Origin of the sequence: Streptomyces sp. NPDC060027, from assembly GCF_042737005.1 — a bacterium.
GTDB lineage: Bacteria > Actinomycetota > Actinomycetes > Streptomycetales > Streptomycetaceae > Streptomyces.
This window is the reverse complement of the sequence record NZ_JBHWVI010000248.1, coordinates 1-12,359: the sequence shown is the minus strand read 5'-3', so window position 1 is coordinate 12,359 and position 12,359 is coordinate 1. Positions and strand designations below refer to the sequence as shown.

Below are 12,359 nucleotides of genomic sequence, written 5' to 3'. Positions count from 1 at the left end.
CCCGTGTCTTGGCGGCGCGGAGGAAGCCCATGGGGCGGCGCCCCGCCAAGGCCTGAGGATCAGAAGCGGCCTGTCACCCGCCCGGCGTTCTTGGCGATGCTCGCGACGATCTGGTCGCGGAGCGGCGCGGGCAGGTCGTGGCCCATCGTGTCGAGCGGCAGGTAGGTGGAGTCGGCGATCGCGGCGTGGGTGGCCTCGCCGCCGGCGATCTTGATCAGTGGATCTTCGGCACCGTGGATCACCAGCGCCGGGAGCCTCAACCCCTGGAGGTCCTTCGTGCGGTTGGGCGCGATCAGGGCCGCGGTCACCTGGCGTGTTCCGCCCTCGGGGTGCTGCGCGCGGTCGTACGCCTGCTCCGCCATCGCGAGGCGGGCCTCGCTCTCGCTGTCCGCGTGGGTCTTCGAGCCGATGGTCGCGTACAGGGCGGCGATCTGCTTGATCGCGTCCTCACGACCGGGTGGCAGCGGTTTGGTCAGCTCCTGCAGCACATCGCCGTCGGCCATGCCGATGCTGATGTGCGGCGTGCTCATGATCGAACACAGGCTGAGCACGCGATCGGTGTACTCGATCGCGAGCAGCTGGGCGACCATCCCGCCCATCGAGGCGCCGACGACGTGCGCCTGCTCGATGCCGAGATGGTCGAGCAGCTCGACCGTGTCACGCGCAATCGCCCTCAGGTAGTACTGGCTCGGTGTGGTCTTCCATTCCGTCAGCCCGCTGTCGCGGTTGTCGGGACGAATCACCCGGTAGCCCTGATCGCCGAGCGCGTCGACGATCTCCTGCGGCCAATGGATCAGCTGCGAGCTGAGTCCCATGATCAGCAGCAGCGGCTCCCCCTGTGGATCGCCCTCGTCGCGGTAGCACATCTTCACCGTCGTCAGGTCCGCGAACTGATCGCGCTTGTCGTTCATGACATCCTCTCCGGCAGCTGCATCCCCCTGCCGGCCAACGGCGCCGGCTCGACGCGCGGTGAGAGTTCCGCGGCGCCGGGCCGCGGCGTCGTACGGGAAGGCAGAGTGAGGCGGGCCCGATGGCCCGTCGGCAGATCAACGAGCCAGTGATCGAGGGGACACGCCCTGGCCCCCGGCATATGCCGCACCACAAACGCCCTGCTCAGGACCGATAGCAGGGAGTTGTCCGCTTCACGATCGAGGACGGGATCATTCACCGAACCGCGGAGTTCACGCGGTTGGACGAGTACCCGTCGCACGGGGCTGGTGTGCGTCCTGAGTCGCCTCAGCGGTTCGGGCTGGTGGGCTCGCCGAGGGCGGCACGTACCCAGTCGTGAGTGGTCCCGGGATCGAGGGCGGCGAGCAGATCTGTGAGCGAGCCGTCCCAGCTTCGCCTTGCGCGGTCGGCGGCGGCTGTGACGACCATTTGCCGCGTGTCCTGGTCCTTGCAACGCACCAGCGTGATTGCCGCGTGGGGGCCGGCCTCGGCGAGGATCTCGTGGGCCTGGTGGGCATCCGCCCGTAGGTGTCCTTGACGCAGGTGCGCGGCGTGGGCCTCGCTCTTGGCCCCTTTGAACATCGACCGGAGTCCCATGAGTCCGACCGTCCATGCGAGCGAGACGGACATCAGGGTGTAAGTGAGGTCATTGGCTGTCATTACGCGAGCCCGTGTCAGCTTCAGTGACCCGTCAGTGTTGGCGCCGATGACGACAGCGGTCGTTCCGTCCTTGCGGGCCTTCTTGCGAAAGCCTCGCCCGAGCGATGCCAGCATGCGTTCGGCGTCACGGTGTGCATCGAAGCTGGCGATGACCACCGATTCCTGCCCGGATTCCGCGACCGGGTCGGGGTCGGAGGTCATGTGCGTCTCCTCCGCGGATGAGTTTCCGAAGCAGGACCTGACTGCCGGACGGACCGTGCCTGCTAGGGCGGGCCTACCGCTTCATACCAACACGTATCGAGCGATGGTGCAGCCGTAGAGCGCAGGAACAGCGCCGAACGAGCCCGGCCGGCTGCGACGCGACGGTCATGCCGGCCGGCATGCTGCCGAACCGCGCGCCCTCCTACTGGCGGGCCATGTGCACGCGCATCTCGCTCTCGGCGTCGACGATGAGGTCTCCGGACACATCGACGATGACGCCGTGAAGGGTGCCCGTGAAGCGGAACGGTGCCGTGTAGTCGGGGGTGACGGCGGAACCGGCGCTGGTGCCGCAGGCCATGCCACCCGGGTTGAACACGATCGGGGTGGTGACGGGCATGTCGTTGTCGCCGACCAGGCGTCCGTCGATGTACAGCTGAGCGCGGCCGGGTGCCCCCTTTCCGTGGGGGATGTCGGGGGCGCCGGTGGGCTCGAACTCGAAGCGCAGCGCGCACCGCCCCTCGGGCACGCTCTCGCTGGAAGCCACGTGGTGGAGGGTCCGCTGGATGTAGTTGTGGGCGTAGTGCAGATGCCCGTCCTTGACGTAGAGGGACCAGCCGCCGGCGTTGGTGCCCTGGCAGAGCAGGACGCCCTCCGCGCCGCCGGGCGGGATATCGACGTCGGCGGTGACGCTGTGCGGGCGGTTGAGGAGACGGGGGGCGACCGCGGCAGGGAGGACCTGGGTGCCGGGACGGAAGGTGTAGCTGGTGCGGGCCCGAGTGAGCTGCGGGCGCTCCAGAAGTAGGCGCTCGAAGCCACTGCCGTCGATCGGCAGCACGTTGTACTTGCCGGCCTCCATGTACCACAGCGCGATCATCTCGATCAGCTTGCTGCGGTGCTCCTGGGCGAGGTTCCGGGTCTCGGCGATGTCCTCGTCGACGTGGTACAGCTCCCAGTGGTGGGCGTCGAGGGAGTCGAGGTCCGCCGTGGTGATCGGGACGCCGAACGGCCGCCCGGCCTCGGCGAAGGAAGGACCGGGCCAGGGGCAGACCGCTCGCCACCCGTCGTGGTCGATGGCCCGGTGCCCGAACATCTCGTAGTACTGGGTGCGGTGGCGTGTCGGCGCGGCGGCGTCGTCGAAGGTGTGGGCGAAGCTGACCCCGTGCAGGGGCGACTGGGTGACGCCCCTGATGGTGGCGGGCGCTTCGATGCCGAGCACGTCCAGGACGGTGGGGACCATGTCGATGATGTGCGCGAACTGGTTGCGCACCTCACCGCGGGCCTGGATGCCGCTGGGCCAATGGACGAGGAAGGGGTCGCTGACGCCGCCGCGGTAGGTCTCCCGCTTCCACCGGCGGAACGGGGTGTTGCCCGCCGACGTCCAGCCCCACGGATAGTGGTTGAACGTGGTCGGACCGCCGAGCTCGTCGATCCGGGCCAGGCTCTCCTCCAGCGCCTCGGGCGCGTTGTTGAAGACCTGCAGTTCGTTGGTGGTCCCGGTCACCCCGCCCTCGGGACTGGCCCCGTTGTCGGAGACCACCATGATCAGCGTGTTGTCGAACTCACCGCTCTCCTTGAGGAATTCCACCAGCCGCCCGATGTGGTGGTCGGCGTGGCTGAGGAATCCGGCGAAGACCTCCATCATCCGCGCGGCGAGACGCCGCGCGTCAGGCGTGAGCGACTCCCACGCGGGCACGTCCGGATCGTGCGGGGACAGTCGCGCGTCCTCGGGCACCACGCCGAGCTGCTTCTGCCGGGCGAACGTGCGCTCGCGGTAGGCGTCCCAGCCGTCGTCGAAACGTCCCTGATAGCGGTCGGCCCACTTGGCCGGCACATGGTGCGGAGCATGTGCCGCGCCGGGGCACAGGTTCAGGAAGAACGGCTTGTCCGGGGCGACCTGCTTGGCGTCGGCGATGAACGACATCGCCCGCTCGACCAGGTCCTCCGTCAGGTGGTATCCCTCCTCCGGCGTCGCCGGCGGCTCGACCTGGTGGTTGTCGTACACCAGGTCCGGATACCACTGGCTCGTGTCGCCGCCCAAGAACCCGTAGAACCGCTCGAAGCCCCGCCCGAGCGGCCACCGGTCGTAGGGCCCCGCGGCCGACTCCTGCTCCGAGGGCATCAGATGCCACTTGCCGACCATGTAGTTGTTGTAGCCGTGCTCCAGCAGCATCTCCGACAGGAAGCCGTTCTCGAACGGGATGCGCCCGTCGTAGCCCGGGTAGCCGGTGGCCAGCTCCGTGATCGCTGCCATGCCGTTGGCGTGGTGATTGCGGCCCGTGATGATGCAGGATCGCGACGGTGAGCACAGCGCGGTGGTGTGCATATTGCTGTACAGCAGTCCGCCCCCGGCCAGTGCGTCCAGATTCGGCGTCTCGATCGGACTGCCATAGCAGCCGAACTGCCCGAAACCCACGTCGTCGAACACGATGAACAGCACGTTCGGCGCGCCTGGCACCGCCCGCACCGGCTCCGGCCACGCCGGACTCGACTCGTCGGTCGTCCGCCCGATCACGCCGGGGAACCGCTGGCCCGGCCTGTACTCATTCCACGACGACTGCGTCATTTCGGTCTCCGTCCCACCGGCAGCGCAAGCGCCCGTGATGCCTGTGCGTGCGGCGTCGCCACAGAGCCCTGCCGTCGACACGGGATCCCGATCGGATGGCCGGACAGGAGGCCCTGTCATCGGTCGTCGGCTGGAGTGGACCCGCCGAACCCCTCCACGCTAGGCCGCCACCGTCACCGCGGCGACCGGGCCGGGTGTCCCATCCAGCCGTGGAGCCGACCGCCCGGCCACGGCGTGGTTCGCCATCATCAACCCGAGCCGTCAGGCGTGCGGTCGGCGGACGGCTGGAGCAGCCATCCCACCGTAGGGATGCCTCCTGCGACGCACGGCACGACAATTGCGGAGACCTACCCTTTTCTGCCTGGATCGGAGATATCCGTGAAGGACCTCGAATTCGAGCACAAGAGTTCCCTGTCACGCCTTGAGGCTGCCGATCAGCTCGCGGCCCTCTCGGCCGCGCTCAGGGACGGTGGCGGCCGTGTCGAGCTCCAGCTCGGCCCCGGCAAGCTGAGCCTGCAGATCCCCCACGAACTGCAGAGCGAAATCGAAGTGGAGGTCGGGGACGGGAAGATAGAACTGGAGATCGAGCTCAAGTGGTCGACAGCCCAGGACGGGGAAGCCTCGGCCACTCCGGAAGATGACCCGGGCGACAACTGAGGGACCTCGCCGCATCCGAACAGGGGGCGCGTCGCCCTGGCCAGGCCGGCCTCCGAGCGGCCCCAGGCACAGAACACTCGATCGAGACGATGGCCGCAGACGTCGACGCGCACCGCCTTCGGCAAGGTCCTACATTAGTAAAATCAGCGTTTAGTGGACCAGAAGCACAAGATTCACTATCTGACCTCCTCCGGTGAGATTCAGCCGTCGAAGTCGTCCCATGACGCGGGGGTGCCCAGCCGGACGCACAGCAGAGGTGATGTCCGGTGAGTGGTGGTACTCCGCTGATGGTCGTGGACGGCTCGGGTGTCGTCCTTCGGTGGAGCAGCAGAGCGCGGGAACTCTGGCTGCGCTCGGAGTCCGAGGCCGTGGGAAGAACGGCCCTGAGCATGGTCGTGCCGGGCACGGGGGACCCCGGCGACGCTGCGGGAACCGAGAGCGGATCCGAGACCCGGGGCATCCGCGACATCGACGGAAACCCGGTCGACCTCCGCGTCCGGGTGGTGCCGCTCTCCGACGGCGAGGTCGCGTGGGGCCTCTTCGAGGCGGACGACGGTGCCGCCCCCTTCGGCACCCGGACCGCGGTGCCGGACGTCCCGCGCGCGAACACCCGCGAAGCGTTCTTCGTCCTGGACTCCGAGCTGCGCGTTCTCAGCGTCAACGACGCGGCCTGCGCGCTGTGCGACGTCGCGGCGGACAAGGCCGTCGACCGCCCGGTCACCGATGTGTGCCGTCCCGCCCGCCCGCAGGAGTTCGAAGGCGTCCTGCGGGGCGTTCTCGCCGACGGCGTCTCCGTCACCGGCCACCTCGTACGGCTCGACCCGGTGGACGGTTCGCCGCCGGAACGGTTCGCGAAGGTCTCGGTGTTCCCGCTGAGGAACGCGCACGGCCTGGTCGTCTCCATGACCGAGGTCACCGAGCCCATGCGGACCGAACGGCGCCAGGAGGCGCTCGGTTCGGTGCGCGAGCGGGTGGGGCGGAGCCTCGACGTCGTCACGACCTGCCAGGAACTGGTGGACGCGCTGGTGCCCGGCTTCGCCGACATCGCGGTGGTCGAAGTCGTCGACGCGGTGGTGCGAGGTGAGGATCCTCCGCTCAGCCCCCTCCGGCGCGACATCCCCCTGCGCCGCGCGGCCTTCCGCAACGGTGGACCGGCTCACCTGGCGCAGGCGCATCCGGTCGGCGACGTACGGGCCATGCCGTCGCCGACACCGTACTCGCAGGTGCTCAGCGATCTCACATCGCGAGCCGTCACCCTGGACAGCGGCACCCCCTGGCTCGACGCAGATCCGGACCGGGCCCGCGCCATCCGCGCCTCCGGCGCCCGCGCGCTGCTCACCGCCCCGCTGGCGCTGCGGGGCGCCGTACTCGGACTGCTGAGCCTCTACCGCGTACGACCGAACGACGCCTTCGACGAGGACGATCTCGACGTCGCCCACGAAGTGGCCACGCATACGGCGCTCAGCCTCGACAACGCCCGCCGTTACACCCACGAACACACGATCGCGGCGGCGCTGCAACGCCACCTGCTGCCTCCGGAACCCCCCTCCCAGACGGCCATGGAATTCGCGCCGCTGCACGTCCCGGCCGACACGGGAGCGGGTACCTGGTTCGACGCCTTCAGCCTGCCCGGCGCCCGCACCGCGCTGGCGATCGGTGAGGTCAGCGGGAGCGGCATCGACGCCGCGACGACCATGGGCCAGCTCCGTACGGTCATCCATTCGCTCGCCGCGCTCGACCTGGAACCCGACGAGCTGCTCGCCCGCCTCAACGACGCGGTCGTACGGCTCGCCTACGAGCGGGCGGCCCTGCCGCCGGGGGATCCACTGCACGAGCAGCCGCTCACCGCCAGCTGTGTCTACGCGGTCCACGACCCCCTCCAGAAGGCCTGTGTCATGGCCTCCGCTGGTCATCCCGCGCCCGTCGTCGCTCATCCCGGCGGAGTCGTGCACGTTCCGGAGCTCCCGACGGGCCCGCTTCTGGGCAACCCGGACGGACCTCCCTTCGCGACCGCCTCGATCCCCATGCGGGACGGCAGCGTTCTCGCGCTCCGCACCACGTCCTTTCCGTTCTCCGGAAGCGCGGACGGGCACCGGTCGGACCCGCTCCGGGAACCGCTGACCCGGCTGGACCGCCCGCTCCAAGAGGTGCGGGACGACATCCTCTACAGGCTGCGCGACACGTCGGGCACCCACGATGTCATTCTGCTGCTGGCCCGCACCCGCGCCTTCCCGCCGGACCAGGTCGCCACCTGGCCCCTGGACTCCGTGCCGGCGGCGGCCGCGACCGCACGGCACCACGCCCAGGACAGACTCAGGCTGTGGGGCGTGGACGAGGAGACCGCCTTCGCCACCGAGTTGATCGTCAGCGAGCTGGTGACCAACGCCGTGCGCCACGGAGCGCCACCGATCCGGCTGCGCCTCATCAAGGACTCCACGCTCACCTGCGAGGTCAGCGACACGGGCGGAGCCGCTCCGCGCCTGCGCCATGCCCGCACGGTCGACGAAGGCGGACGCGGCCTGTTCATCTGCGCGCAGCTGAGCCACAACTGGGGCATCCGCTACTCCGCGCAGGGCAAGACGATCTGGACGGAACAGACCCTGCCTTAGCAGCGCACCGGATCGCCTCCGCCTACGCGGCCCCCGCGTGGACGCCGGCGGCCGCGCAGTCCAGGTCGGCCCACACCGTGTGTCCCTCGGTTGTCGGCTCGTCTCCCCAGCGCGCGGCGAGGGTGTCCACGATCAGGAGTCCGCGGCCCCCGTCGGCCAGGGAGAAGGACGGATGCCGCCAGGTGGCGCGGACGAGGCCTACGTCCGGGCCGGTCCCGGCGTCGGTGACCTCGATCCGCAGGCACCGGCCCTCGTCCGTGCGGGTCTCGGTGCAGACCACCCGGACGGGCGGCCGGCCGTGCTCCAAGGCATTGGCGAGCAGCTCACCGGTCACGAGCAGGACGTCCTCGCACGCGTCCTCCAGGCCCCATTCCGTCATCGTGCGGCGGAGGTCCCTGCGCTGCCCTCGCAGCACGGGTGGTCCCGCCGCCGGGACCACAGACTGCATGTACGTTCTCTTCATCCTCGTCATCGCGGTTCATCCCTTGAGTTCCCTCACTGGAGATCCGTAGCCGCGCCTCCCGCGGATGGAACGTTTCCCGCGGGTTTGCCGGCCGCTGTGCGGGTGGGGGTGGACGGCCCTCTCGACTCCCCCGCGCGGCGCGTCTATCCGGCGAGGTCCCGCGCCACCTCGCGTGCCGCGCGGGCGCCCGACGCCAGCGCGCCCTGGACCGAGCCCGTGGCCCTGTGGTCCCCGCACACATAGCGGCCCGGGGCCACCCGGGCGGTCCTGCCGAGCGGATGCGGCGGCGGCATCGCGGGCAGGGCGTCGGGAACGGTACGCACGGTCAGCAGGTCCCAGTCGGCGGTGTCGGTGCCGTACACCTCGGCGAGCGCGTCGCGCAGCCAGGTCTCCCGGCCCTCCCGGTCGTGCCCGAGGACCGAGGTGGCGATCAGCGACGTGCCGGGCGGGGCGTACACCGGGACCACCTGGCTCAGGACGCAGGTGTTGAGGAAGCGCCTCCTCGTGTCCGTCATCAGGGTGGCTTCGGCCAGCGGGGAACGGGTCGCGGCGTGGTAGTACGTCGTCACGACGCGGTATTCCGGAAGGTCCAGCTCGGGCAGCAGCCGAGCGGCGGGGCCCGGCCCCGTCGCCACCACCACGGCCCGCGCCGCGAGTTCACCGCCGGCGTCCAGTTCCACTCCGTCGTCCGTGAGGCGCAGGACCGGCAGGCCGAGGTGGACGACGTCCGGGGGCAGCGCCTCGGCCAGCAGCCGCGGCACCGCCCCGATTCCGGCGCCGGGCAGGCACAGGGTGCCGCGCAGCATGCTGCGCCAGACGAGATGGAACACCCGGCTCGAGGTCTCCAGTTGGTCCTCCAGGAAGACGCCGGACAGGAAGGGCCGGAAGAACCGCTCGACGAACTCCTCGGAGAATCCGGCCGCGGCCAGCGCCGTGCGCGTCGTGCGGTCCTCCCCGCGCTTGAGCGATCGTGCGGGAGCGAGCATGTCCCGTCCGGACAGGGCGGCCAGTGCGATCAGATCGCGGATTCCCGCGAGCCGCCCGGGACGCAGGTCGCCCAGCCTCCGTGGACCGCGGGTCGGGTCGCTGAAGCGCAGCGGCCCGTCCTCCGTGTGCACGAGGATGCCGGACGTGAAGGGTCGAAGCCGCAGCTCGCGCAGCGCGATCCGCCGCCGGACCTGCGGATAGGACGTGTTGAAGACCTGGAAGCCCCGGTCGATGACGAACCCCTCGTGCCGGTCGGAGCGCATCCGGCCGCCCACCCCGTCCGACGCCTCGAGGACGCGGACCCCGATGCCGCGCAGAGCGAGATCGCGGGCGCACGCCAGACCGGCGAGCCCGCCGCCGACGACCAGGACATCGGACACACCGCGCTTCGCGGTCATGGGCATCATCCTCCGAGCAGCCGGTCCGTCCGCACGCCCACGGGCGCGGGGCGGTCCGGGCACATGCCGACGGTCCTGCGCCGTCGTACGCACCCTTCTGAACCGATCTTCCCGTCGGGCGCGCCGGACGGATGCGGGCCACGCCGGACGGCGGTGCCGCAGGTCATACGGCGCGTCCGTCCCGGGGCGGAACCTTTCGGCATGGTCGCCCGTTCATAAGGGTGTGGCGCGGAGGGGACAGTGTCCCTTGGCCTCACCCACGGCCCTAGGGGACGATCGTCCGGCTGAAGCCCCTGGAGCCGCTCGCCGAGAGGCGACCACCCTCCGCACCCCCATGAACGGCCCCGGCTGGTCTCCCCCGTCCAGCCGGGGTCCCTTTGCTGTGCCGCCCCGGTTTCTCCTTGCGCTGCCGCGCCGGTTTCTCCGCGGCGCTCCGCACACGGAAAAGCGCCGGTGCCGCCCGCAATGCGGACGGCACCGGCGATTCGGGTCGCGTCAGTGGCCGGGGCCGTAGTGGCCGCCGAGCTGGTCGCGATAGTGCGGGTCTCCGAGATGCTTTTCCTTGTCGAATTCCGGCGCCGACTTGATCTCGTCCTTGGACCGGGCGACCTGGATGGTCTTGTCCTCGTGGCTGATCGACGTGATCGTTCCGGCGGGCAGCAGGACCTCCTTGCCGAAGATCCAGACGCCGGTGTCGACGACGATGTACTGAGAACCGACCTCGTCGGAGTGCTTGTCGACCTTGCCGATGTGGCCGTCGGTCGCCTCCACCTTGTAGCCGGTGAGATCGGCGTCGGGCGTGTGACCGCTGGTCGGGCCGTAACCCCAAAGGTTCTCGTTCACGAAGGAATCCTCCAACTCGTCTGCGGGCGCGCGCTTCGGTGTCGCCTGCGGGTGCCCGCTTCGGTGACCGGATTCCGATCACCGTTTTCTCAGCGTGTTTTCCCGCTGGAGGTCAACGGGTGTCCCTTTCCCGGCCGCTGACACCCGCTGTCCGGAGAATCCTCGTTTTCCCGTCACGGCGGTCGGACGCGGTGAACAGGCGGGCTTAGTCGCGGGTTTCGAGGGAAGCAGGATGCCCTTGGGCCGGGCCGCGGGGAGGAGAGTTGTCATGGATCTGGCACGAATATCCGGGGAGAGCGCCGCTGCCGAGGGGTGGCCATGGGCGCTGGGCGCGGTCGCGCTGTACGGCCTGATCAGCTATGGGCTCCAGTACCGTGCACGCGCCCGGCGCGGGTCCCGGCACCCGGGCCGTGACGCCCTGCGCGATCTCAAGGACCGCGAAGAGCCTCAGTCGACCGGTCAGCACGTCATCAGCCGTGTGCTGATGTTCGGCGGCGGCGCGGCGATCGTGCTGGTCGCCCTGACGACGTCCGGAGTCGTGCGGATCGCGGCCGCGGGGCTCACCGCCGTGGTCGCCATGAGCGCCTGGGCGTACTACGACCATCGCGCCGAGGCCCGCTCGCTGGACCGGCGCGGCTGACGCGGCGCGCCGCCGCGGGACCGGCGCGGGACCGCCCCGGGACGGCCGCGGGACCGCTCCGGGACCGCTCCGGGACCGCTCCGGGACGGCGGCTCCGCCGCGAAGGCAGCGGGGGACGGGACCTGGGGGGCGGCCAGCCCGCGGACTGCGGGGGCGGGCCGCCCTGGGTAAGGGGCGCCGCGGTTCGTCGTCGGCCCCGGGACCGGATGGGCATCGGGTGCGGCGCGCACCTGGCGGCCGCCCTCACCGCCGGGCTCGCGGCCACCACCGGATCGAGGGTTCTCTCTCGTCGCCCGGTCGCGCCCCCTCGGGAACCGTCCGGTGAGACAGAAGCGGCCCCGCCGCGGTCCAGGGGGGATGGGACCACGGGCGGGGCCGAGAGCTCGGGGGTGCCGGGGGGGGAGGCATCCACGAGCGGTCTGCGACTCCTTGTGCCCGCACTCCCCCGGATTCATGCACAGCCGTTGCGAGCGGGAGCGAAGGTACCGCCGTGGACGGCTCCGACCCGGCCGGAAATGACCGGCTTGGCCGATTTCACGGAGGCGCCGAGCTCACCGGCGAGCGGAGCTCGACCGGCGGTGTGTTCGGTATCCGCCAATAGCGGTGGCGGGACCGCGTGACCGTCCGGCGCCGCCGTGATCCACCGCGCCGGTTCCCCGACTCCGCATCGCCGTGCGGGAACCGGGGAACCGGCCGCTCCCCACGCCGCTCCCCCGCTCTCGGCACCGGACATCCACTTCCGGCCGGACATCACTCTCCGTGTCCACAAGGGGGCAGACGGTGCGTTCGCCGCTTGCCTAGCCTCCCGGGCCATGCGATCAACACAGTCGAGACGTCTCGGCCTCGCCTCCGTCCTCGCCCTCACCCTCGCCCTCGCCCTGTTCGGGCCGGCCCCCACCGCGCGTGCGGACGACCCGGCTCCGGCCGGCCTGACGTTCACCACGGACAGCGCCTCGGCCCTGCCCGGCGGCACGGTGAACGTGTCGATGACGATCACCAACCACCGGACGTACGACGTCTGGTTCGTCTACCAGACGATCGAGCCCACCTGGCTGACCACCCAGCGGCCCGATCTGAAGTACAGCTTCACCGGCTGCAACCTGGCCACGGCCGTCGGCAGCGTTCCGTGTTCGGGCACGGGACCCACCAACCTCGGCCCGAACTACGGTTCCACCATCCCGCCCGGCCAGAGCCGAACCGTCACGCTCACCCTTCAGGTCGCCGCCGACTCCGGCTGCAACGGCAACATCGGCTTCTACTCGTACTTCTACGCCGAGTTCAGCGACAGCACGAACACCAGCGGCGGTCCGGTGTACACCCCCGAGACCCGCGTGCTCTGCGCCTGACCCGTTCGGCGCCCCCATCCAGGACGAGCCCGACCCGACGGCTG

At 70.4% G+C, this 12,359-nt stretch carries 10 protein-coding genes; 4 read left to right on the top strand and 6 right to left on the bottom strand.

The window, feature by feature from the left end; translation table 11 throughout:
• Nucleotides 1–59: 59 nt before the first annotated feature.
• From ACFWBT_RS36925 to ACFWBT_RS36915, 3 genes are all read right to left on the bottom strand, one after another.
• Entirely contained in the window at nucleotides 60–911 is an 852-nt protein-coding gene (locus ACFWBT_RS36925) for an alpha/beta fold hydrolase (RefSeq protein ID WP_385707454.1), read from the bottom strand.
• 325 nt (nucleotides 912–1,236) lie between these two features.
• Nucleotides 1,237–1,809, bottom strand: coding sequence for a hypothetical protein (locus ACFWBT_RS36920; protein WP_385707452.1), 573 nt, complete (start codon nucleotides 1,807–1,809; stop codon nucleotides 1,237–1,239).
• Between the two features lie 202 nt (nucleotides 1,810–2,011).
• Nucleotides 2,012–4,372 carry an arylsulfatase gene (locus ACFWBT_RS36915; protein ID WP_385707450.1) on the bottom strand — a complete coding sequence of 787 codons (2,361 nt, stop codon included), beginning with the start codon at nucleotides 4,370–4,372 and terminating at the stop codon, nucleotides 2,012–2,014.
• 378 nt (nucleotides 4,373–4,750) lie between these two features.
• Here ACFWBT_RS36915 and ACFWBT_RS36910 point away from each other — a divergent pair, with 378 nt between their 5' ends.
• Both ACFWBT_RS36910 and ACFWBT_RS36905 read left to right on the top strand, forming a co-directional pair.
• Entirely contained in the window at nucleotides 4,751–5,029 is a 279-nt protein-coding gene (locus ACFWBT_RS36910) for an amphi-Trp domain-containing protein (RefSeq protein WP_385707448.1), read from the top strand.
• A gap of 266 nt (nucleotides 5,030–5,295) precedes the next feature.
• Nucleotides 5,296–7,638: a SpoIIE family protein phosphatase gene (locus tag ACFWBT_RS36905; RefSeq protein WP_385707446.1), complete on the top strand. Its 2,343-nt coding sequence runs from the start codon at nucleotides 5,296–5,298 to the stop codon at nucleotides 7,636–7,638.
• Nucleotides 7,639–7,660: 22 nt separating this feature from the next.
• Here ACFWBT_RS36905 and ACFWBT_RS36900 read toward each other — a convergent pair whose 3' ends face one another.
• From ACFWBT_RS36900 to ACFWBT_RS36890, 3 genes are all read right to left on the bottom strand, one after another.
• Nucleotides 7,661–8,086 carry an ATP-binding protein gene (locus tag ACFWBT_RS36900; RefSeq protein ID WP_385707444.1) on the bottom strand — a complete coding sequence of 142 codons (426 nt, stop codon included), beginning with the start codon at nucleotides 8,084–8,086 and terminating at the stop codon, nucleotides 7,661–7,663.
• 158 nt (nucleotides 8,087–8,244) lie between these two features.
• Nucleotides 8,245–9,486, bottom strand: a complete 1,242-nt coding sequence (locus ACFWBT_RS36895) for an NAD(P)/FAD-dependent oxidoreductase (protein WP_385707442.1) — start codon at nucleotides 9,484–9,486, stop codon at nucleotides 8,245–8,247.
• Nucleotides 9,487–9,981: 495 nt separating this feature from the next.
• Nucleotides 9,982–10,329 (bottom strand): PRC-barrel domain containing protein, encoded by a 348-nt coding sequence (locus tag ACFWBT_RS36890; protein WP_385707440.1) that lies wholly within the window; start codon nucleotides 10,327–10,329, stop codon nucleotides 9,982–9,984.
• 268 nt (nucleotides 10,330–10,597) lie between these two features.
• Between ACFWBT_RS36890 and ACFWBT_RS36885 the strand changes: the two genes are divergently transcribed.
• Both ACFWBT_RS36885 and ACFWBT_RS36880 read left to right on the top strand, forming a co-directional pair.
• Entirely contained in the window at nucleotides 10,598–10,969 is a 372-nt protein-coding gene (locus ACFWBT_RS36885; protein ID WP_385707438.1) for a hypothetical protein, read from the top strand.
• Between the two features lie 812 nt (nucleotides 10,970–11,781).
• Nucleotides 11,782–12,315 carry a hypothetical protein gene (locus tag ACFWBT_RS36880; RefSeq protein WP_385707436.1) on the top strand — a complete coding sequence of 178 codons (534 nt, stop codon included), beginning with the start codon at nucleotides 11,782–11,784 and terminating at the stop codon, nucleotides 12,313–12,315.
• Nucleotides 12,316–12,359 lie beyond the last annotated feature (44 nt).

Coding starts and splice junctions, on each gene's coding strand:
- ACFWBT_RS36915 (WP_385707450.1), bottom strand. CDS start 4,372: ATGACGCAGTCGTCGTGGAATGAGTACAGGCCGGGCCAGCGGTTCCCC.
- ACFWBT_RS36900 (WP_385707444.1), bottom strand. CDS start 8,086: ATGCAGTCTGTGGTCCCGGCGGCGGGACCACCCGTGCTGCGAGGGCAG.
- ACFWBT_RS36895 (WP_385707442.1), bottom strand. CDS start 9,486: ATGACCGCGAAGCGCGGTGTGTCCGATGTCCTGGTCGTCGGCGGCGGG.
- ACFWBT_RS36920 (WP_385707452.1), bottom strand. CDS start 1,809: ATGACCTCCGACCCCGACCCGGTCGCGGAATCCGGGCAGGAATCGGTG.
- ACFWBT_RS36885 (WP_385707438.1), top strand. CDS start 10,598: ATGGATCTGGCACGAATATCCGGGGAGAGCGCCGCTGCCGAGGGGTGG.
- ACFWBT_RS36925 (WP_385707454.1), bottom strand. CDS start 911: ATGAACGACAAGCGCGATCAGTTCGCGGACCTGACGACGGTGAAGATG.
- ACFWBT_RS36880 (WP_385707436.1), top strand. CDS start 11,782: ATGCGATCAACACAGTCGAGACGTCTCGGCCTCGCCTCCGTCCTCGCC.